Annotated in this window: 16 protein-coding genes; 8 read left to right on the forward strand and 8 right to left on the reverse strand. The window is 52.4% G+C overall.

The features are described 5' to 3' along the window. Positions 1-274 precede the first annotated feature (274 nt). From SH668x_RS03045 to SH668x_RS03055, 3 genes are all read left to right on the forward strand, one after another. Positions 275-1,279: a hypothetical protein gene (locus SH668x_RS03045; protein WP_437187220.1), complete on the forward strand. Its 1,005-nt coding sequence runs from the start codon at positions 275-277 to the stop codon at positions 1,277-1,279. A gap of 55 nt (positions 1,280-1,334) precedes the next feature. Then, entirely contained in the window at positions 1,335-1,847 is a 513-nt protein-coding gene (locus tag SH668x_RS03050; protein ID WP_437187221.1) for an NUDIX hydrolase, read from the forward strand. Positions 1,848-1,928: 81 nt separating this feature from the next. Continuing rightward, complete coding sequence (locus SH668x_RS03055; protein WP_437187222.1) at positions 1,929-3,236, forward strand: Gfo/Idh/MocA family protein; 1,308 nt, start codon at positions 1,929-1,931, stop codon at positions 3,234-3,236. Between the two features lie 2 nt (positions 3,237-3,238). Here the strand turns inward: SH668x_RS03055 and SH668x_RS03060 are convergent, their stop codons facing one another. From SH668x_RS03060 to SH668x_RS03070, 3 genes are all read right to left on the reverse strand, one after another. After that, positions 3,239-4,105 (reverse strand): uroporphyrinogen-III synthase, encoded by an 867-nt coding sequence (locus SH668x_RS03060; protein ID WP_437187223.1) that lies wholly within the window; start codon positions 4,103-4,105, stop codon positions 3,239-3,241. 538 nt (positions 4,106-4,643) lie between these two features. After that, positions 4,644-6,584, reverse strand: a complete 1,941-nt coding sequence (locus tag SH668x_RS03065; RefSeq protein ID WP_437187224.1) for a sigma 54-interacting transcriptional regulator — start codon at positions 6,582-6,584, stop codon at positions 4,644-4,646. Positions 6,585-6,723: 139 nt separating this feature from the next. Beyond that, the gene (locus SH668x_RS03070) at positions 6,724-7,461 is read right to left on the reverse strand and encodes an RsmE family RNA methyltransferase (protein ID WP_437187225.1); all 738 of its coding nucleotides are present in this window, start codon (positions 7,459-7,461) and stop codon (positions 6,724-6,726) included. 447 nt (positions 7,462-7,908) lie between these two features. Here SH668x_RS03070 and SH668x_RS03075 point away from each other — a divergent pair, with 447 nt between their 5' ends. Continuing rightward, positions 7,909-8,646, forward strand: coding sequence for a phytanoyl-CoA dioxygenase family protein (locus SH668x_RS03075; RefSeq protein WP_437187226.1), 738 nt, complete (start codon positions 7,909-7,911; stop codon positions 8,644-8,646). 25 nt (positions 8,647-8,671) lie between these two features. Here SH668x_RS03075 and SH668x_RS03080 read toward each other — a convergent pair whose 3' ends face one another. The 3 genes from SH668x_RS03080 to SH668x_RS03090 all read right to left on the reverse strand — a co-directional run bounded on the left by SH668x_RS03080 (position 8,672) and on the right by SH668x_RS03090 (position 12,074). Next, positions 8,672-9,910, reverse strand: coding sequence for a serine/threonine protein kinase (locus SH668x_RS03080; RefSeq protein WP_437187227.1), 1,239 nt, complete (start codon positions 9,908-9,910; stop codon positions 8,672-8,674). A 78-nt stretch (positions 9,911-9,988) separates the two neighbouring features. Beyond that, complete coding sequence (locus tag SH668x_RS03085; RefSeq protein ID WP_437187228.1) at positions 9,989-10,633, reverse strand: sigma-70 family RNA polymerase sigma factor; 645 nt, start codon at positions 10,631-10,633, stop codon at positions 9,989-9,991. Positions 10,634-10,955: 322 nt separating this feature from the next. Beyond that, the gene (locus tag SH668x_RS03090; RefSeq protein ID WP_437187229.1) at positions 10,956-12,074 is read right to left on the reverse strand and encodes a Gfo/Idh/MocA family protein; all 1,119 of its coding nucleotides are present in this window, start codon (positions 12,072-12,074) and stop codon (positions 10,956-10,958) included. Positions 12,075-12,469: 395 nt separating this feature from the next. Here SH668x_RS03090 and SH668x_RS03095 point away from each other — a divergent pair, with 395 nt between their 5' ends. Beyond that, positions 12,470-13,879 carry an MATE family efflux transporter gene (locus SH668x_RS03095; protein ID WP_437187230.1) on the forward strand — a complete coding sequence of 470 codons (1,410 nt, stop codon included), beginning with the start codon at positions 12,470-12,472 and terminating at the stop codon, positions 13,877-13,879. Positions 13,880-14,167: 288 nt separating this feature from the next. Next, the gene (locus SH668x_RS03100) at positions 14,168-14,902 is read left to right on the forward strand and encodes a hypothetical protein (protein WP_437187231.1); all 735 of its coding nucleotides are present in this window, start codon (positions 14,168-14,170) and stop codon (positions 14,900-14,902) included. A gap of 87 nt (positions 14,903-14,989) precedes the next feature. On the opposite strand, the gene SH668x_RS03105 is transcribed toward SH668x_RS03100, so the two are convergent. Both SH668x_RS03105 and purE read right to left on the reverse strand, forming a co-directional pair. Next, positions 14,990-16,132, reverse strand: coding sequence for a 5-(carboxyamino)imidazole ribonucleotide synthase (locus SH668x_RS03105; protein ID WP_437187232.1), 1,143 nt, complete (start codon positions 16,130-16,132; stop codon positions 14,990-14,992). Then, positions 16,129-16,620 (reverse strand): 5-(carboxyamino)imidazole ribonucleotide mutase, encoded by a 492-nt coding sequence (gene purE / locus SH668x_RS03110; RefSeq protein WP_437187233.1) that lies wholly within the window; start codon positions 16,618-16,620, stop codon positions 16,129-16,131. The genes SH668x_RS03105 and purE overlap by 4 nt, the downstream gene beginning before the upstream one ends. Positions 16,621-16,998: 378 nt before the next feature. Here purE and SH668x_RS03115 point away from each other — a divergent pair, with 378 nt between their 5' ends. Continuing rightward, on the forward strand, positions 16,999-18,303 hold the full coding sequence (locus tag SH668x_RS03115; RefSeq protein WP_437187234.1) for a metallophosphoesterase family protein: 1,305 nt from the start codon (positions 16,999-17,001) through the stop codon (positions 18,301-18,303). A gap of 66 nt (positions 18,304-18,369) precedes the next feature. Next, on the forward strand, positions 18,370-21,534 hold the full coding sequence (locus tag SH668x_RS03120; protein ID WP_437187235.1) for an AAA family ATPase: 3,165 nt from the start codon (positions 18,370-18,372) through the stop codon (positions 21,532-21,534). Positions 21,535-21,554 lie beyond the last annotated feature (20 nt).

Here is a 21,554-nt window from a genome sequence, read left to right on the forward strand (position 1 = left end):
ACGCCCCCGTTTCATGGGTGTGACAACATGTTCGAGACACGTTCATTTCAGGATTGAAGGTCCACTAGAAAGGTCCCGGTATGTTTGCACCGGATTGCGGTCGACCTGAATTCATTGTTCTGGCTAAAATTGCCGTCACTCCGAATTCCTGAGAGTCGCTGCCTCCAATTTGTTGTCTGGGAATGACATCCAAACCCCAACAACTTTTTGTCCTCCTCTGTATTCGGATCAATGCGACCGCAATCTTTGGAAAATCCGGTATTTTCGGAACGCCATGAAAAATCCATTCACTCTGATCGCCATTCTGCTTCTCCTCGTTTTGGGGGGATTGCAGCTCACAGCGTTGTGGCAGCAGGACACTTCTGCAGCCGACGAGAAAGGGGAGAAAGCGTCACAAGGTGATTCAGACAAACAGATTGCACCAAGCAGCCGTGACGCGGAGCAGGTCATTCAACAGGCCAGAAACCGACTCTATGAGCGACAGTCCGTACAAGCTGAGATGACCGAAGTCGCGACGATGGGCGAATACGTTTTCCGGTCAACGGGGACTTACGCGTCCGCTTCCGGGTTTCGCTACCGTCTGGAGCACACTGTTGAACTGGGAGGATTGAGGGGAGTTTTTCTTGAGGTGTGCGATGGTCAGGTCCTCCACACCCGTCGGCAGATCTCCGATGCAAAATCGAACATTGCCTCTACTGAAATCCCTCAAATCGAATTGACCCGCCGAGACATCCAGAAAATTCGTCGGGAAGCAATCGGACTTAAAGAGAGTTTGCAGGGCGCGGCGCTCAACGATGCGCTCCAGGCTGCCGAAGTCGGAATCGGTGGGCTGCCATCAGTCCTGGCGTCGCTTGAACGAAATCTGACATTTGATGCTGTGAAATCAGAAACGATTGAGGGGAGAGAGTATCTGGTGGTCCAAGGACGCTGGAAAAAGGACCGCCATGACCAACTCTTTTCCGGGATGGGATCCGCCCGGAGTCAGGTCGCTGGATTCTTGCCGGACCTTGTCCGGATCTACGTTGCCCGCGAGACCATGTTCCCTGAGAAGTTCTTGTATCTGAAGCAGGTCCCGAAGGATAAATCCGCCTTTCGGCCGATGCTGGCAATCGAGTTTAAGAATGTCGAACTCGATCAACCGATTGCTGAGAACCTGTTTGTCTACGTGGCTCCGCCGGGGATGGAAGAAAAAGACGATACCGCTGCATTTCTTGAAGGAATGAGACAGACTGCTGAAGCGGCATCAGCGCAAGGCCAAAAATCGACATCTAAGAATTAGAACCAATCTGAAAGCTCAGCTGCTGGGAAGTGAAGTCGATTTGATGTGCGAAGAAATGTTTGATGTCTGTGATGCAGAAGACAACGTCATCGGGCAACTCTCTCGAGCGGCGGTTCACGCCCAGAACCTGTTGCATCGTGCCGTTCATATTTGGATTTGGAACTCGAATGGCGAACTGTTGCTTCAGCTTCGGTCATCGACGAAGGATCAGTATCCCAGCTGTTATACATCATCCGCTTCGGGGCATCTCGATGCAGGTGAGGACTACGAACCAGCCGCTGTTCGCGAATTGAATGAAGAGCTTCAATTGTCCGGTGAACTGGTTTACGGGACGAAGTTGGCAGCATCGCCTGAGACCGCGTATGAACACACAGTTCTTTACCATCTGCAGACAGACGTGCCGGCGGTGCCGGATCCCGGAGAGATCGCTGAAGTTCAGTTTCTCTCGACCGTAGCAATCGCGACGATGCTGTCAGAATCGCCCGAGAAATTCACTCCTCCATTCCGTCTGCTCTTCGGGGATTGGTGGAAGCAGGAGCAAGATCAGCTGACTACGCGAATCGATTGAGAGCGGGTGCGTGGAACGCATCGACAGTTCTTGGTATGGTCGAGGTTGCCCCGAAGAGGAACCTTCCACCTAGGATCTCCGATGACGCGCTCATCCCCTTCTCGCCGTGATTTTCTTGCTGGGTCCGCGGCTGCTGCTGCAAGTGCCTGGGCATTTCATATTGTGCCGGCAAAGGCACTTGGTCGTGAAGGAGCGGTTCCTCCCAGTGAAAAAATTGGGCTGGGTGTGATTGGAATTGGGCCTCGTTGCAAATACGACCTCGTATCCATCCTGCCGTTCGAGGATGTGAAGTGTCTCGCGATCGCCGACGTTCAGGCATCCAGAAGAGACGCTGGAAAAGAGATGGTCGATCAGGCCTACAAGAATGCAGACTGTGTCGTCTATCGAGACTTCCGCGAACTGTTGGAACGCAAGGACATCGACGCGGTTCTGGTTGCAACCGGCGATCGGTGGCACGCCGCAGCCTCGATCTATGCAGCTGAAGCGGGAAAGGATGTCTACAGCGAGAAGCCGTGCGGCATCACCATCGGAGCGTGTCAGCGGCTCGCCGACGCGATGTATGCTCAGAAACGTGTCTTTCAGGCAGGGACCCAGCGACGAAGTGTGGAAAACTTTCAGACCGCCGTTGCGATTGCTCGTTCAGGAAAGCTCGGGAAACTGAAGTCGCTACATGCATCGGTTTACGTGCCAACTCTCGGTAATGACTGGCTTCCTGGGCAACCCGTTCCGCATCGGGATGTTGTTGACTGGAACCTTTGGTTGGGGCCCGCTCCCTGGCGACCATTCAACCAAGGGTATGTCGATGGCAATTGGCGAGGGCAATGGGATTTCGATTCCAGTGCCCGGCTGCTGGATTGGGGAGCACACACGGTTGATCTCTGCCAGTGGGCCAATGATGCAGATGAGACAATGCCCCTGGAGTACGAGCCGGGCGACAAGAACATAGTCTGTACGTACGCAAACGGCGTGAAGCTCGTGATCGATTTTCTGGAGACCCCGTTCGGAAATCGGGATCCGCACTACATCACTCGATTGGGGACCTGCCCGGTTCGATTTGTTGGAGACGATGGCTGGGTTGAAACAGGGGACTCGGGTGAAATCGTCGTGAATCCAGAGTCGTTGCAGTCTGAGATTGCTGATCCAGCCAAGCGAGTCAGGGGATTGGACGTCGGCACACATGCACGGAACTTCTTTGATTGCATGCGGACTCGGGAAAAACCTGTGGCGAATCAGGATGTCATGCGAAAGTCACATATTGCCTGTCACGCAGCGGCAATCTCATGGATTCTCCAACGCAAATTGACGATCGATCCAGTGAAAGAAGTCTTTATCAACGACGACGATGCCAATCGACTTCGTGACCGCGAGTTTCGCAACTGGGCAGTGTGATTTTACTGGCCTGCCCGACCGAGATCGGCGTTAAGCGGACCTCGTTTTCGGGCGAGGATCGCAGGAGTTTGTTCGATGGTTTCTCGAATGAGATGAGCCATTTTCGGGTGTGAGGGCTCGAGATCAGGTCGAAGACCTAGTGAAACAAGGCGTTCGCTCGCTGTCGGGCCAATGCTTCCGTTCACGCAGCGGTTCGCTGCGTCGAGCCATTCTTGTTTCACGCTGAGAGATTCTGCTGTCTCAAGCACATGATTGAGTTGCTGGGCACTCGTCCACAAAAGGACATCAATTTTTCCGGCGATGGTCTGGCGAATGGAATCGCGAAGTGGTTCGAGATCATCAGGTAGTCCCCATTTATAGACCGGCACCGGGAACACTTCTGCTCCTTGAGAACTAAGCCAGTTGTAGAAGTCTGTACTCGGGGCGCCATATTCCTGAACCGCGACCCGTTTACCGGCAAGTTCGACATGATTGGCGAGGATTTCCTGCTGCAGCTCTGTGGATGTGTTCGGTTCTGGAGCCCGGAGATCTGACTTTACTTTCAATTTTGAAAGTGCAGCGAATGGCTTCGGGCCACGAACAATCACCAGCGTATTGGCGAGGGCGGCTTTGACAGATTCTTCGAGACTCCGGGTCTTCAGCGTTTCGAAAAGAGCCTCGGTTCCGACTCCGGTCATAAACACGACCGCATCGAACTCACCGGCGAGAAGCCGATCCGCGAATTCGAACACAACGACATTCTCTGTCAGGTAGATCTCTTTCATCGATGGGGCAACGACGGCAATTCCCCCTGATCGTTCGATGAGACGAGCCATCTCTTCACGACGACGGCTTTCAAAAGTACAGATTGTGAATGGCGATTGGTTCATCGCATGATCATAACGATTCCTGGCTTCTTTCAGGTATCGAACGTGCGGGAGAGGGCCGCGTGAGGTTTGTCACTTGAGCGACCATGAGGAGATGCTTTGAATAAGTGCGGTGCTCAGTTCGGTGCGACGCCCTAGAACGTAGAGAGGCTCAAGATTCGCGACGAAGAAAGTGGCAAAAAAGAACCTATAAAAGCAAAAACGAGTCAAGTAAACCGGGGTCATGGGCGCTCGTCTGAGATATGCCCAACAAGGACAACCCCAGCCACTACCTGGTCTAGCTTCACTCGCTTTTGCAAGTGACAGTAGAGCAAGGGCCATGCCCCGCGTTCCAGTAAAAAAATGTTTTTTTTAACTGGTTTTGGGACAAATTCTTATGGCGATTCTCTTGTCAGAGTTGTCGTGTGTGAGTTTTCGTCTTGCACATGAATTAGGCATTTAAGCACTTAAGATGCACGCTGCCTCAACAATGATTAGAAGACAACTGGTAATCAGCGATAATCTGGGTAATGTGGTTTTGATGGATTTTTGTGCATTTGTATCAAGGTTTGACGTCGTCGACTTCCATCCCAAGCTGACGCATCTTTCGATAGAGGTTGGAGCGGTGAAGCCCGAGAAACTCTGCAGCGTCGCTCATGTTTCCTTGCATGCGTTTTACAGCTCGCTTGATGTACTCGATTTGGAAGTTCGAAGTCGCATCACCGAGACCTAGGCCGTCAGCGAGGTCCTCGAAGGCATTTTTCTTGGGGCTGAGGATGAAGGCGAGGTCGTCGAGTTCGACGCGGTCACCCGCAGCGAGAAACGCGATGCGTTCCATCAGGTTTCTCAGCTCACGGACGTTGCCGGGCCAGTTGTGCATTTGAAGCCGTTTTTCAGCGTCCGGTGAGATCGCCAGCAGACGTCGCTTCGCGTCGCGGCACGAGCGCTCAAGAAAAAATCTCGCCAGCGGAAGGATATCTTCCGGCCGGTCTCGGAGTGGCGGAAGATCGAGAGTAACGACGCTCAGGCGATAATAAAGGTCCTGACGAAACTTTTTGTCGCGGACAAGATCGACGAGATTTGCGTTTGTGGCAGCCAGTACGCGAACGTTGACTGGAATCGTTTGTGTCCCACCGACCCGGGTGATGGCTTTCTGCTCCAGAACCCGGAGCAACTTCGCTTGGCCCCCGAGGCTCATGTCACCCACTTCGTCGAGAAACAGAGTCCCTCCCTCTGCGAGTTCAAACTTCCCGACATGCATCGATTGTGCATCCGTAAACGCACCTTTCTCATGTCCAAAGAGTTCGCTCTCAAGCAGCGTTTCAGTGAGTGCTGCGCAGTTAACGGCGATGAATGGGCGAGATGACCGAGGCCCTTGTTGGTGCAGCGATGTAGCGGCAACTTCCTTGCCGGTTCCGCTTTCTCCCAGAATCAGGACTGGCAGGTCTGTTGCCGCGAGCCGATCAATCGTTCCTCGCAGGCCGTTCATCGCAGGGCTGTCTCCGATGATTTGTGATCGCCGGGTCATCTGCTCTGTCAGCTGCTGGTTGCTTCGAACCAGATTTTCGAGTTCTCGAGTGTTTGTGATCGCTGTGGATGCCTGAATTCCAAAGTCCTCGAGCGCAATCTGGTCGTCGGAATTGAAGTCCCCGCCGATTTTATTGATCAGTTCAAACGCCCCGATGCAATTTTTCTCCGCATCAAATAAGGGGACGCACAGGAGGTTTCTTGTTTTGTAACCCGATTTTTTATCGACGCTTTGATCGAATCGATTGTCGTTGTAAGCGTTGTCGACCGTGACCGGCTTCCGACTGTGAATCACGTCCCCGACGATCCCCTTGTTGTCGGGGAGAAACAGTCTCCCCCCTTCAACCCCCAATGCCGGGCAGGCGACAAGTAGACGTTGATCCTTGTCCCAGACAAAAATACTGGCACGGTCACACCCGAGCAGCCTCGATGCTTCTTCAGCGATCCGCTCAAGTAGACGCTGCGTCTGTTTTTCCCCCGCAAACGTCAGCGAGAGTTCGAGTGTCGTCCGCAGTCGGTCGATATGCTTCTGCGCATTCTTTCTCGCGGAGAGTTGATCGATTCTTCTTCCGAGAATGCGGCCGATGGCAAGAGCTTCGCCAAGTTCGTTCTGAGAAATACGTGGTCCTGACAGGAGCAGAATATGTCGATCCTGCGAAGGGGTTGGAACTAGCAGAGCAGGGCTCTGGTTTCGGTCCTCAGCAATAGCGCCAGCGTCGCGATCGATCACGTCTCCCAGTAAGGCTTTGGGGAGTGGACCTTCTTGTTCTCCGCGTGAGGCGACGACGGTCCAGTCTGTGTTTCGCACAATCAACGAACAGTAAGGAACGCCAAACTCGGCTGCGATATCCGTCAGGATCGAGGTGAGGTCGTTCGTGTTCAGAATTCGATCGCAGAGCCGGATCAAAGAGGCGGCTGGTGAGGTTCGCTGAAGCCATGGAAGTTCGTTCCAGGTCATCCAACGCAGCGCTTCCATCTCGATCCCCTTTTCTGTCGTCAACTGAATCAAAATTAAGGCATTGTTCCACGGATTGATGGCGCAATGCAATTGATGCTGATTGTTCAGAATTGAGGTTGTGACGTCAAGCCGATGACATTTTAAAAAGCAAAAAGATTCACGATTCTACGGGGAGTTTTCCTAGTCGGTCTGCACAGAGCCAGGTCGCGAACGCAATTGCGGCAGTCTCTACCCGCAGAATATGTGGAGAGAGAGCGATTCTCTGTGCGCTCCACGACTTGAGAAGGTCTTCTTCCGCGGGGCTCAGTCCTCCCTCCGGGCCGATCACAACAACGATCTGTTTCCGCTTGTAAAGGTTTTCTTCTGTGATGGTTGCGATAGAATTCCCATCAGGTGCACCGACCAGTAAGCAGGCGTCCTGCAAGTTGATTCGATCTGGAAGCTTAGTCAACGCACAGGTCTCGTCGATCTTCAGAACTCGATCCCGTCCTGATTGTTTGCAAGCTGCAATCACGGTCTGTTCGGCCTTGTTTATCTTGTGATCACTCGGCTTCACCACACTCCTTTCTGTGATGAGCGGGATCAGTCGATCGCAACCCAGTTCCGTCACCTTTTCGATCATCCAACTGAGCCGTTCTCCCTTGGGTGAGGCGACTGCGATGACGATTGCAGGTTCCTGTGCCGGGAGTATTGAGGGTGACCCGACGAGACGAACAACGACTTCGTTTCGACGGACGTTTTCGATGGCAGCGACGCACGACCGTCCTTCTCCGTCAAAAATAGAAATCTGATCTCCCGCTTCGGCTCGCATCACGCGAGATAAGTGATGTGCTTCAGGCCCTTCGAGCGTGACAGTTTCAGACCACGTACCGGGGGCATAAAAACGTTCAGACATGTTTGTGCAAAGCCCCTTGAATGAAAAGTGGTTCATGGATCGAACACGGAGTGTTGAGTGCGGGTCATACCAGAAGTGAAATCCGATTTCATTCGCCCGGCAGGAGCCTTCCCATCGGCACCTATGATGGATCACGCAGGCAAGGAAATCTTGTTTGAACCGTTTTAGAAGTGAAATCAGTTCAGGTTGATGACAGGTTGGAAAATTTCGATCTGCGATCAATTGACGCACCCGGCAAACATGCACATTCTAATCGATGCGGTGTAACAAGAGAGCTTTCTGCCAATCGGTTTGCACACTTCGCAAATTCAGACCCAAAGGCGATCAACACTCGGTACTCCGCGCGTTGGCCGACGCACGATGGAAATCGTTTCAAAAGGACCAGGGATGCAGTCGTCGGATCAATCCAGTTCAACAGGATCTGCTTTTACTCCTGCTGAAGTCGCCATGTTTCATGAACAAGGCTATTCAATCGTGCGCAACGCCTGCCCGCCGGAATTGGTTGAGCAGATGTTGGCCGTGACACGTTCCGATGTTGATCGACTCGTCGAACCGATTGAACTCGAAGCGGAGTTGAATTATCCGGGGGCTCCTGCATCGGTCGATGCGAAGGGAGGGAAGACTGTTCGGCGACTCAAACAGGCGTTGAGTCGAAACATTGTCTTTACGGATTGGGTGCAACATCCACCTGTGGTCACGCGTCTGAAGCAACTTTTCGGAACGGATGTTGTTTGTCCGTTGGCCCACCATAATTGCATCATGACCAAAGAGCCCCGATTCAGCAGTGATACCGGTTGGCATCAGGATGTGCGTTATTGGTCGTTCACGCGACCTGATTTGATCAGTGTCTGGTTGGCACTTGGACAGGAACACAAAGAGAACGGCTGTCTTCAACTGATCCCCGGATCACATCGTAAAGCGTTTCCTGCGAGTTCGTTCGACCAAGACCTTTTCTATCGCAGCGATCTCCCTGAGAATCAGGTCGAAATTCAGAATCGGGTTCTCGCGGAACTCAATGCCGGTGATGTGTTGTTCTTTCACGCGAAGACTCTACACGCCGCCACGCGGAACTTCAGCGAGCAAACGAAATACTCCGTTGTGTTCACTTTCCGGTCGATCGATAACTCGCCGGTTCAGGGGAGTCGGTCTGCGAAATCACCCGAATTGTTGATACATGTCGATTGAGTTGAGATCCTTCGACGGGGGCTGACTACTCACCAAAGAGGCGATGCCACCAGCTTTTCTTCTTAGCTTTTTCGCAGGTATTTATAAATCGAATCAAATCGGAATGCAGCGGGTTCACCGCTTGATAGCGTCGGTCGGGGTTTGTTTCGAGACAACGGAGAATGATCTTTTCGAGTGCTGGAGGAATCTCCCGATTCACCTGTCGGGGCGGGACGAAAGCTCCTTTCTCGATCGTGGCGATGATCTCGCTTGTCTTCGTCTCTGTGAACATACGTCTGAGAGTGCAGAGTTCGTAAAGAGTGGCTCCAAGAGCATAGATGTCACTGCGCTGATCGGCGATTTTCCGGAACTGCTCAGGGGCCATGAACCTCAGCGTTCCCGCCAGTGAGTCGTTCTGGCCATCGATGACCATCTCGCGGCCGAGTGCGAGTCCGAAGTCGGTGACCCAGATTTTTCCATCGTGATCGATTAACAGATTTGCGGGCTTGATGTCGCGATGCAGAATCCCGGAACGATGTGCAAACCGCAGCGCGGATGCGATCTGCAGTGCAATCTTCGCGATTTGAATCCACGAGTCTTGTCTAAGAATCCGCTTGCTGACTCTCTGATCCGAGTACGTGACGGAAGAGTTTTTCGGATGGTACTCTTCAATCAGGTCGTCCATTGAGACGATGCCATGATCGCGATTCCAACTGTCGATCAGTTTGTCGAGCCCGACTCCGGAAATGAGTTGCATGACGTAATAGTATCGGTCGTCCTGAGTGCCCAAACTGAAGACGGGGACGATGTTCGGGTGTTGGAGATGGGCAGCGATTCGAGCTTCGCTTTGAAATTGCTCTGCCCAACGAGAGTGGCTGGTGATTTTTGACGGGAGGAGTTTGACCGCGACTCTCCGGTTCAGCGACGGTTGTTCCGCTTCAAATACAACACCCATTCCTCCTCTGGCAATCTCGCGGATGATCCGGAATTCGCCGAGGTGGGAGATTTCAAACGTATTGGGGATCGAGGTCTGGTTTGTTGTTGTTCTGTGCGATTTCCAGTCTTCCATCGCTGCGACGATGGGAAGGAATTCTTTAAGGTCGGCCGCCAATGTCGGATGGCGACAGGAGAACTCGTCGATGCTTGGGTTTTTGCCTTCGCGAAGCAACTGCAGGAAGTCGGACGCGATTTCCTCAAGCGTCTCTCTTCCGGAAGACTGAGGCCGATAGGGGAGTCCGAGGAGTTCTGCGCCCGTGTCTTCGAAAGCTTCTGAATCGTCACTCATGACGTTGTCTGATTCTGGCTGATGAGGAACGCGTTCTGTGGGTGCAAGTCGTCATGGTGACTTTTCTGATGCTGCCCGTTAAAGGTTGTCTTTGAACCCGGGGAGTGCCTCGAGAACTTTCCGCATCCTGACGATTGCTCTGACGTATCGCAAACTGGCGGCTTGTTCGGAAATTCCCAAAGCGGTCGCAGTTTCACTATTGGTTAACTCTTCGAAGTGACGCAATGCCAGCACTTCACGGTCGAGTTCCCCCATTCCTTCCAGTGCGAGATTCATCTGCTCAACGAGTTCCTGTCGAACAACCGCCTGACTTGGAGAGGAATGAGTTCCGAGTAAATGTCGAGACAAGCCAAAGGACGATGATGAGTCTCCCCAACCTCCGGAAATGGAACGTTCACGGCGAGCGTCGCGGGATTGTGTGCCAAGGTGCCTGCGATGAATGTCGATCAGTGTTTGATTGACGATGAGTCGTAGCCAGATGAAGAACGAGTCTGTCGAGTCCTGCAGGAAATGCTCGATTCGCTTTTCTGCATCGAGATAGGCTTCCTGAAGCACATCATCCGGATCGACGCGGCCGATGAGTCGATGGTCCATCCGAAACGCAACAATGCGTTCGAGACGACTGCGGTAGTGAGCAAAGAGAATCCCCAGAGCCTGACGATCGCCATGAATGACGTCGTTGACGAGACGCTCAAGTTGAGAGTCGTTTTGCTCTTGAGACATGAGAGTGAAGAGAATGGCTTCGAGGCGACGATACGGATGAAAACTTCAGGTGGTTCTGAAAGGCGCTGGCTTGAGTCTATAAGACGGATCAACCGATGTCGTGGTTAATTCCACAGTACGGATGGCGAAAATCAAACAACAGAGAAGGAGACGCGGGGATTCCTGCGACTCGCAGCAGAAATCCCCGTGAAATCCCAATCTCATTTATCGCAGTTGCCGTCACAGTATGAGTTCATCTCAGCGACCAGCGATTGATGTCTGATCTGTCGCAATTTCCTGCCATCGGAGCTCCAATCGCTCGTGACATGCGTTAGGCACCATTCTACAGTGTGAACTCTGGGAGTCGCACAAGTTCGCCCCCTTTAAGCGCGGACTCATGGGCACAGAGACCGACGCAGGTCCAATTGGCGGATTTCTTCGCATTTGGCCATGGATCACGGTCATTCACGAGTGCATCGATGAACTCATGGACCAAGTGCGGATGAGACCCACCGTGACCGCCCCCTTGAATAAAGGAGAGGTGCTCGGAGTCATGGATTTCCGCAGGTTGAGTGAATCGGCGGATCGGTTCTGGAAGAAGGTGAGCGAAGTCTGGAACCTCGACTTTTTCTGCAATTTCGTGTTCGGGCTTCTTCGCTGTATGAATGACATGTGGCTCCCCTTCGACGAGCGACCATTCAAACGACTTCTTGGTGCCGTACACGTCGAAGCTTTCGCGGTACTGCCGGGCGGTGTCGTAAAGAAATCGCCAGATGTGGGCTGAGATGTCTGAGTCTTTGATCTTGATATGGCAGGTCTCGACAGAGAACTTGTTCCCGGATTTCTGAGCAATGTCGTCTCGCACTGTTCCTGAGCCGAAGCAACTGACGTACTCGGCGGATTTGTCGACGAGCCCGAGGATCGGGCTGACGACGTGAGTCGCGTAGTGCATCGGAATCATACGTTCCCAGTACGAGGGCCAGCCGTCCATGTCCTGTGGATGCGAGGCTTGCATGAACTGGATTTTTCCCAGTTCCCCTTTTTCGTACAGGTCCTTGATGAACAGGAACTCACGGCTGTAAACCACGGTCTCTGCCATCATGTACTTCTTGCCTGTAGTGGCAACGAGTTCGCAGATCTTGTCGCAGTCTTCAATTGTGGTCGCCATGGGGACTGTACACATGACGTGCTTGCCCGCTTTCAGGGCTGCCATTGTCATCCAGGCGTGATCCGGGATGGGGCTGTTGATGTGCACGTAATCGATGGCGCTGTCTGAAAGTACATCTTCAAAATTCTGGTATCGCTTTTCGATTCCAAATTCATCCGCCGATTTGTTCAATTCAGCTTCATTGCGACGGCAGACAGCAGCGACATTTGCCTGTGGGTGAGCCTGATAAATCGGGATAAACTCTGAGCCGAATCCGAGTCCAATCATGGCGACATTCAGTGGCTTCTGACTCATGGAAGTTTCCTCTAATTTAAATAGAAGTGCCTGTTGATTTGATGTTGCACAGTGTGCGCGGAAGTTTTCGAACTGTCCAGCGAGTTGCCTCGTCGGAATCCGAATCTGAGCGGCGTTTTTTCCTGTGATTTCTCCGGTAGTTATGCGGCGGAGTGTGTTAATCAGCGGAGAGAAATCGAATAAAAAAACGCACCGCGAACCCCAAGCGAGGATCGTGTGTCACCAAGTCATCATACGACTTGCGTAAAACCGCAAACTTCATCCAGAATGTGGTATTCCCGCACGGCGAAGGTCCATTCAGGCCGGATGAGTACTCAACTCGACATGCTTGCGGTAGGACTGTTAGCTCAGGTACTGCTGAGTCAGCGCTCTCTCTGGGGATAAAGCAGGCAATTATGAGCGACGTGAAAGTCGAGTTCGAAACGACCGGTGCCCCGGCGGGATCGTTACGTGAATTGATTTACGTTTCGCTCCCGTTAGTGATCAGCGCAGGCTCTCTGTCGCTGATGACTGCCATTGACCGAATGTTTCTGGCACGGCTCAGCGTGGATGCGCTCGCTGCCTCGATGCCATCGGCACTTCTCAATTTCACAATGATCAGTCTTCCATTGGGAATTGCAGGGTACACCAATGCCTTCGTTTCTCAGTATGAAGGGGCAGGGCGAAAGGACCGTGTCGCGGCGTCGATCTGGCAGGGCCTCTTTATTGCCATTGTCTTCGGGGTGTTGATGCTTCCGACCGTACTGTTTTCGGGCAGTATCTTTGGATGGATGGGGCATGAACCTCACGTCGTGGCTTTGGAAGTCCCCTATTTCAACGCGCTTTGTCCAGTTGGGATTCCGATGCTGGTGAGTTCTGTACTCTCAGCGTTTTTTATGGCGAGGAAGAAAACTTATGTCCTGATGTGGACGAACCTGGGCACGGGGCTGGTCAACGGGATTCTTGATCCCATTTTGATCTTTGGTTGGGGAAGTATTCCTTCAATGGGGATGAATGGGGCAGCGTACGCGACGGTCTTTGCCCAGTATCTCGGTATGGCGGCGCTGATCTGGCTCTTAATCAGGGAGGCGCAGGCTTCCGGCTATCCATTTGCAGCGACGTTTCGCCTCGAACGCGAACTGCTCATCAGGAACCTCAAGTTTGGATTTCCTAACGGCGTTCAGATGCTGCTGGATGTGGGGGCCTTCATGCTTTTCGTTGCGTTGACGGGGAAATTGGGAATTTTGAAGCAGGCGGCCACCAATCTGGCGTTCACCCTCAATTCACTCGCATTCATTCCAATGATGGGGCTGGGGACAGCGGTGGTGACATTGGTCGGTCATCGAATCGGAGAGGGGCAGAAAGACCTCGCAGCCAAAACTGTTTGGAATGCGTTTTACTTCTCAGGGGCGTACATGATCGCCTTTGCTGCCATTTATCTCTCGGTACCGGATGTGATTCTCACTCCGTTTATGCACGAGGGTGAAAGAGAACGATTCGAAGAAATGCGTCCGATCATTATTGTTCTGTTGCAATTCGTTGCGTTCTACACGTTCTTCGATGCAATGGCGATTATTTTCGGTTCGGCGATTCGCGGAGCGGGCGACACATTCTATTCGCTCGTCTTTTCAGTAGGCTGCGGTTGGATTCTCATGGTTCTGCCAACATGGTGGTTCGTCGAAAACGGCTACGGGCTTTACCACTGCTGGTTCGCGATCACTCTGACTGTGGTCGTCATGGGAATCGGATTTATGTGGCGGTTCATTGGGGGCAAGTGGAAGAAAATGCAACTCATTGAGACAGACCCTTTGAAAGGGCTGGAGTAACCTTTGAAGAGCTCTCGGAAAGCTCCCGAGTTGTCCGGTTTCCTGCGATCATTCATTTACCTTGAAGTTGTATTTTATTGTTGCTTGTGCACCATTTCTTGAAGTGGCAAGCACTTGGGTGAGAAGTTGAAAGGCTTGCTCGAAAAAATACGGATTCCAGAGTCGCCGACTATCAACGAATGCCGTACGATGGATGGAAATCGGGAATCTGGACGACTTCCTGTAAGGTGCCAGGTTTCTATGGCGAAGTTGGCTCAAGCCCTAACTCGTTATTGAGGGGAATTGTTGATGTTGCGTTTTGGATTGACTCTCGCGTTGGCGTTGTGCGTTTCGGCTCCCGTAGTCGCTGCTGACGGGTGGGGATCATTGGAAGGCCAAGTCATTCTGGATGGTAAAGTTCCAGAAGTTCCAGTCCTCGCGAAGAATGCGAAAGGATGCCCACCTGGAGAAATTCCAGATGAAACGAAGGTGTTCGATCCAGCGACGGGCGGAATCGGCAACATCATCGTTTACGTCACGAAGAAACCATCAAAAATTCATCCGGATTACGCGACAAGCACACCGGAAGAAATTGTATTTGACCAGAATAACTGTCAGTTCATTCCTCACTGTCTGATTGTTCAGACCCATCAATCAGTGAAGTGCATTTCCAGCGACTCAGTATCGCACAACCTGCACTCCAACCCGTTTTCCAATAAGGCTGAGAACTTCATCGTTCAACCAAACGATCAGGTTGGCAAGATTGTGAAAATGCCCTTGGTTGAGAAGAACCCTGTTAAAATCCAGTGCGACATTCACCCAATGATGACTGCCATCTGGCTGGTTGTTGATCACCCATACGCTGCGATCACTGACAAGGAAGGAAAATTCAAAATTGAAAACCTGCCTGAAGGTGAACACGAAATCCGCATCTGGGGTGAAAAGCCAGGCAACATTGAGCGCAAGCTGACTGTGAAGATCAAAGCTGGCGAAACCACCAAGCTGCCAGTGAACAAAGTCAAACTCTCGGCTTTCGAGAAGTAAGACTTCCGGTTTGTGGAGCTTCCTAGCAAAAGAGCCGCACGTGAAATGACGTGCGGCTCTTTTTTATTTGTGGGATGATGGACCAGCTTATGAAAGTAACTCGTTACGAGCCATAATGGCGGCCGCTTCTGCTGTTTGAGCGTCGTCAGCTGTGCAGGTCAGGTGCCCCATCTTTCGCCCCGGACGCGCTTGCGCTTTTCCATAAAGATGCAAGTTCACTCCGTGATGTCGAAGAACTGCCTCCCAGCGAGGAGGATGATCCTTTGGCCAGATGTCTCCTAACAGGTTGGCCATCGCTGCTGGCTGCTGTAATTCCGTAGAGCCAAGCGGTAAACCGCAGATCGCTCGAACTTGCTGTTCGAACTGACTGGTTGCATGTGCATCGATTGTCAGATGTCCAGAGTTGTGAGGACGAGGGGCGATTTCGTTGATCAGTAATTCGCCATCGAGAGTGAGGAACATTTCGACACAGAGGACACCGATGACATCGAGCTTGTCCATCACCACAGTTGCGATTTCCCGCGCCCGCCGAGTCAACTCAGGAGTAATCTGAGGGGCACCTGCCACAGAAATATCGAGGATGTGGTGCTGATGGTGATTCAGGATCGGCGCGTAGCAGGCGATCTCACCGGCAGGATTCCGGACGGCAATGACAGAGAGTTCAAATGCGAAATTGACCAGCTTTTCGAGAATCGCTTCTGCACCATCGAATCGGGACCAGATTTCAGCCAGATCGCTCTCCGGAGTGATCATCTGCTGACCTTTACCGTCGTAGCCCCAGCTTGCGGTCTTCAGAATCCCTTTCCCTCCAAAGGTGTTCAGTGTCGCATTGAGCTCTTCAAGGGAGTTGATTGCAGCGAACTCGGCTGTCGGAAGCCCGAAACCGCGAAGAGCTGTCTTTTCTTTCAGTCGGTTCTGAGCTGATTCGAGAACTTTCGGGCCGGGACGTACTGGAACAAACGTTTCCAGATAGAGGAGGGCGTTGACCGGAACGTTTTCGAATTCCAGCGTGACGACATCGACACGCGAGGCGAATTCCTTCAGACGTGGAAGGTCGTCCCAATTGCCCGCCCATTCCCGGTCAGCAACTTGCCCAGTTGGTGAGTGTCCCTCAGGGGAGTAGACCTGCACCCCGTAGCCAAGCTGGCGAGCGGCGATGGCGAACATTCGTCCCAGTTGTCCGCTACCAAGGACACCTAAGGTCGCACCTGGGAGAATGGCCTTCGTCATAATATGGAATCTTCCAGAACGTCGTTGGTCTGTTTATTGTTGTAGGCGTGCAGCTGTGTTCGAAGCTCAGGGCGAGAATTCGCAAGGATGCGTGCAGCCAGAAGTCCTGCATTTTTGCTGCCAGCGCTTCCAATCGCCAGTGTTCCTACGGGAATTCCTCCCGGCATCTGCACAATTGAGAGTAGAGAATCGAGCCCTTGGAGTGCTTTACTTTGGACCGGAACACCCAGGACGGGTAAAATGGTGTGGGCCGCCACCATTCCCGGAAGGTGTGCTGCTCCTCCCGCTCCGGCGATAATCACTTCAATGCCGCGACATTCCGCTGTTTTTGCGTATTCAGCCATCCAGTCAGGTGTTCGGTGTGCCGAGACCACTCGACATTCATGGGGGATGTTGAATTGCTTTAGGATTTCCGCAGCGGCCTGCATGGTTTCCCAGTCAGACTTGCTTCCCATGATGATGCCGACGAGTGGCGATTGTTCTGACATATTCCATTTCCGATCTGAATCAATGACACGATATCACAAGATGTGCCACGTCGGGTGTTATATTGCAATGTCGCCAACATCAAAGCACACACCAATTCTTTGGGGCGACGAAATCACCTGAAGTGTGCAAATGATGCCATTTTGCATCATTTGTGGTCCTGTTACAGGACGGATTCTATATCTTGTGTGTGATCGGCCAGCGGGGGGATCTCTAGTAAAACCGGCATATTTTCCCTGAATTTGCAGCATTTACAAAATGCTCTTTTCCCATCTTGCCATCATCGATAAACTCCACGTAGTCGTCGAAGCGACACAAGGTGATGGTATCAGTCCCATTGGCACAAAATGGGCTGTTGATCAGGAAAGGATTCCTGCGAAATGTCTCGACATGGATTTCGGTTCGTCCACGCAACATGCTTGTGTTTGGATGAGCATCTGATTGGCACAGGCCCGCTTTCCGCGGACGAACGATCGCTCGCGGAGGACGCTACCTTTGCAGCCTGGGAAGGGATTGTCGAAACCTGTCTCGATGCACAGGCCGAGTTCCTGATTCTCTCTGGGAATTCGTTCAACGCAAAAACAAATAGTCTGCGTGCGAGGGTCTCGCTCGAAAAAGGGTTTGAGAAACTCGCTGCTCAGCAGATCAGCGTCTTTGTGGTCCCCGGTACAATGGATCCTGCTTCCGCCTGGAAGCGGAATCTCCACCTGCCGCCCAATGTCACGATTCTAAATAGCGAAGATCAAGAGCCTGTCGCAGTGGTGGCAGACCAGCGGGTGCTCGCTTCCATATACATCGTGGCTTCTGCGAATTCAGATGAGGCAAAGTGGAGTGAGGCGGGGCCCGCGGCATTCCAGCGTCATCAGACTCCATTTCGAATTGGTGTCGTGGGGGTTGGGACTCCGATTCGTTGGGAAGAAGGTCAAGCGGTTCCATTGGAACATCATGACGGTGGACGGGCAGCAGCGACACTGGTCAAGACAGCGATCGAGCAGAAGACAAACTATCTCGCGCTGAGTGATGGATTTCCCCGGACCGAGTACATGAAAAGCGGAGTCGCTCACGACCCCGGATGTGCACAGTCACTTTCATCGGAAGTGACTGGATCACGCGGTTGCAGCGTGGTGAACGTCGACATCAGTGGCGAAGTGATGATCGATGCTGTGGCAGTCGCTCCGATTCGTTGGGAAGAGTTTTCCATTCAGCTTGAGTCACATTCCAATCAGACAGATCTGGTTGAGAAAATGGCGTTAATGTTGATGGAACAGGTCCCAGACAATGATGAACGACTCTGGATTGTGACCTGGCGTGTCTCCGGTGAAGGCCGGCTTGTTGAATCTTTGAGCCAGCAAAAGATTCAAGAGGAGTTGTGGAAGAAGCTGGAAGAGGAGATGGCTGGCGAACGATCGATTCGTCGGATTCATCGGTTGGAGAGCGGTGTCCGCAAACTTGGGGAACGAGCCCAACAAAAGGGGACAGCGACTGGTTCCGGTCTATTGCACGATTTTCAGACCATCCTCAATGAATCCCCAGACCTCCTCATTGACGAGGTGCGTAAGGAGCTTCTCGAGCTGGATTGGATGAAACAAAACGATGCCAAGGCGATTCGCGAAGCTGTGCAGCATCTGGTGAAGTCCGGGCTACTTCGTCGATCGCAGGCGATCGCGGGCAATTGGTTGGAATAGTCGTACAGCATTGCGGGTGATGCCCCGGCAACGTCGAAGGTATTCGACAAACTAGGATTGATGCAGATGCAGCTTCGAGATCTCGAAATCGACCGGTTCGGAGTGTGGCAGGATGTCACATTTCCGTTCAACCATCGGGGCGTCACAGTTCTTTACGGTCCCAATGAGGCAGGTAAATCGACTCTGATGCGGTTCATCCGCGGGGTGTTGTACGGCTACCTTCCTCATGATGAGCGTTCCGGGGGCCCAAATTCCGAGCCTGTCGAGTGCTCAGGAACACTACGTATTCATCATCAAGGTCAGGATTACCGACTTCGTCGAACTTCTCAGCCTGGAACTCGTGGTCGCCTCGAAATCAACGGTCGATTCGCCAAGGATGATGACCCAGTTCTCCAGAACATCGTCAGTCACACTCCGGAGATGATGTTCCAGAACATCTTCGCTATTGGACTGAACGAGCTTCAACAGCTTTCGGCACTGAATGGGGATGATGTCTCTCGTCATATCTATGGGCTTTCGCTGGGTGCTGAGGGGGAGCAAATCTTCAAGGCCCACGCAGGTCTGGCTGACTCTGAGCGGCAGATTATCGGCGTAAAACCACGTGACGGAGATTTGTTCAAATACGTCAATCAACTCGCTGCAATTGATCGGGAGCTTGCCCGACACGGCCCTGCAACTGACAAGTACACACGCCTTCAGACGAGTCTGCATGAGACTGAAGACGAATTGGACGAGCTGAAGAAGAGACAGGCGGATCTGCAGTTTGAACTTCGCGGTCGTCAATTCATGACTCGGGTGTGGAAACCGTGGACGAAACAACGTTCGATTGAGCAGAGTCTGGAATCGTTGCCAAAAGGTGACATTGACCGGGAAATTCTCAGCAAGTTCGATCAGCTGGAACTCGAACTGTCGCAGATCGACGATCGCCGAAAACAACTGATTTCGGAAGCGAAGCAGCATCAGGAGGAAGCGGATAACATTCCGACTCGTCCTGAACTTGAAGAGCATGCCTGTAAGATCCAGGCGTTGTTCGAGCGATCACGTCCGATGCAGGCATTGGAAAAGAAATTCGAAACGCTCGACAATGGCACTGATCCTCGGGATCAGACGATTCGCGAATTGATCGGGAAATTGGACGGCCGCTGGGACGAGCGTCGCGTTGAAGTCACGGAAATCTCTGCGAACACTTGGGGCAATCTCGTCGTACAGGCTCAGGGATATCGAAAGGCAACTCGGTCCAGAAAACGCCTGCTGAAGAAGTACAAGAGCCTCGCAGGGACGTTGCGTAAGCTTCAGGCGGAATGGCGGTCTCATACCAAGGAGTTGGGAGACCAGTCGATTGCTGAGGCTCGAAAAACTGTTCAGAAACGACTCAACGAACTCGAAGAGTTGCGAGGCCTGCGACTTCGGCGCGATCATCTGAAGAAGACGATGGACTTCTTCAATCGGGATATCGGACCGAAGATGGTGATTCGCGATCTTCCACCGTTTTTCTGGGTAGTACTGTCGTTCTTCATGATTGCTGGACTGATTCTGCTGTTCGGTGGAATCTTTGCTGCGTTGCGAGGCTATACCGGAATCGTTGCTGGCGGGAGAACGGCCTGGATCGTCGGGGGATCATTCGCATTCCTGGGCGTCGCAGCCATGTGTACGTTCTGGGCTCTCAAAGAGTACTTTGAGACAGTCGATTTCGAAGCCCCTGAAAGTGCTGCTGAGAAGGAAGCTCTTGAGCTGGAACTTCTTCGTCTGGAACAGTCGATCGATCGCGTTGTGCGTCGAGACAGCCAGATGGTATTCGGGCCACAGCCTCCCCGTGATCCATCCACTCCACCGGTCACAGAAGAGGATCAGATCAAGTCTCTTCGTCAGCAGTTGATTTCACTGGATCGGCACGAGCCACTTGGCGTGAAGATCGAACAGATCCGTCGCAGATTGAGTTTGATGCGAACTGCGTTGCAGGAGCGTCAGCGACTGCTGGGACGTTCACGGCGAGACTGGACAGACACGCTGCGTCGTATCGGCCTGACAGAAACTCTCAAGCTTCCGCAGGCGTTCGAACAATGCCAAATCATCATGCAGACTCGCGAGTTGTTGCTGGCCCGACAACTCCGAGAAGAGCGGGACACTTATCAGCGGGAAGAGCTTGAGACCTACTATCATCAGGTCAAGGAACTATCGGTTTTACTCGAAGACCGCTCGTTCAAGATTCGCGACTATTACGAAGTGGTTGCCAACTGGGATCGTGAGCTGAAGTTGCAGGGTGAGCGTCGTCGGGAGCGACTACGTCTCAAACAGGAGGCGAAAACCAAGCGTCAAACTGCCGCGGATCTCGTCTCGCAGATTGATCGACATCGGCGCGACCGGATGAGCTTGCTCAAGCAACTCGGCGTTGGTGAGCGTGGGGAAATCGTTACCAAACTAGCTGCGATTGATGAACGCAATACTCTTGAGTTCCAGCTCAAGGAAGTTCGCGCAGAGATTCAGAAAATCATCGATGCGGATCCAGAACTGGCGATCGTGGAACCAGATTTGATGAACTATGACGCTGCGTTGAATGCTGAGGCAATTGAGAAAATTCGTCATGAGCAACAGCGACTTGATGATAGTATTCGATCGACGAATAGCGTGCTCAATGGAGTCCTTTCGCAGTTGCGGGAGATTGAAGAAGACAGAACTCTCTCCTCCTTGCGATTTGATCGTGAGCAGATTCTGCATTCGTTGCAGGAGCAAACGGAGAAATGGGCAGCGACTCGTTTGACTGACAAAGTCATTGATCGGTTGAGACATCGGATTGAAAAGGATCGACAGCCCCACTTATTGCAGGCCGCATCCGATTATCTGAAGCAGCTGACAGTCGGGAAATACAACCGGATCTGGACTCGTCTTGGCGAAAAAGCTCTTTTAGTCGATGATGATCAGAAGCAATCGTTGCGAGTTGAGCATTTAAGTAGCGGCACGCGCGAACAGGTATTCCTTGCTGTTCGACTGGCAATGATTCGCGATTTTGCCCGAAAGGGGACGGAGTTGCCCATTGTATTGGACGACGTCACCGTGAACTTTGATCAAACCAGAACTGAAGCTGCCGCACATACATTGATGGAAGTTGCTCAACAGGGGCAGCAAATCCTGTTGCTGACATGTCATCTGCATTTCGCGCAGATCTTCCAGCAAAAGGGGCACGAACCGATTTGGCTTCCCGCTCTCAGAGCAGAAGCCCAACTCCAGCGGTAACGCACTTTGAATCGTTTGAA

Source organism: Planctomicrobium mucosum, from assembly GCF_051466335.1.
Lineage (GTDB): Bacteria > Planctomycetota > Planctomycetia > Planctomycetales > Planctomycetaceae > Planctomicrobium.